Source organism: Microbacterium sp. MMO-113, assembly GCF_037148555.1.
Classification (GTDB): Bacteria; Actinomycetota; Actinomycetes; order Actinomycetales; family Microbacteriaceae; genus Microbacterium.
This window is the reverse complement of record NZ_JBBCTD010000012.1, coordinates 1-450: the sequence shown is the minus strand read 5'-3', so window position 1 is coordinate 450 and position 450 is coordinate 1. Positions and strand designations below refer to the sequence as shown.

Annotated in this window: 1 rRNA gene; it reads left to right on the top strand. The window is 53.6% G+C overall.

The features are described from left to right. Window positions 1–450: ribosomal RNA gene (locus tag WFJ36_RS17100) — 23S ribosomal RNA — on the top strand; the annotation flags it as partial.

Genomic DNA, 450 nt, shown 5'->3' with positions numbered 1-450 from the left:
CGAAATGCGTGTTCTGGCGTGGAGAGTATCCCAAGTAGCACGGGGCCCGTGAAATCCCGTGTGAATCTGTCAGGACCACCTGATAAGCCTAAATACTCCCAGATGACCGATAGCGGACAAGTACCGTGAGGGAAAGGTGAAAAGTACCCCGGGAGGGGAGTGAAATAGTACCTGAAACCGTTTGCTTACAAACCGTTGGAGCACCCCTGGTAGGTGTGACAGCGTGCCTTTTGAAGAATGAGCCTGCGAGTTAGCGATATGTGGCGAGGTTAACCCGTGTGGGGTAGCCGTAGCGAAAGCGAGTCTGAATAGGGCGATTCAGTCGCATGTCCTAGACCCGAAGCGAAGTGATCTATCCATGGCCAGGTTGAAGCGACGGTAAGACGTCGTGGAGGACCGAACCCACTTAGGTTGAAAACTGAGGGGATGAGCTGTGGATAGGGGTGAAAG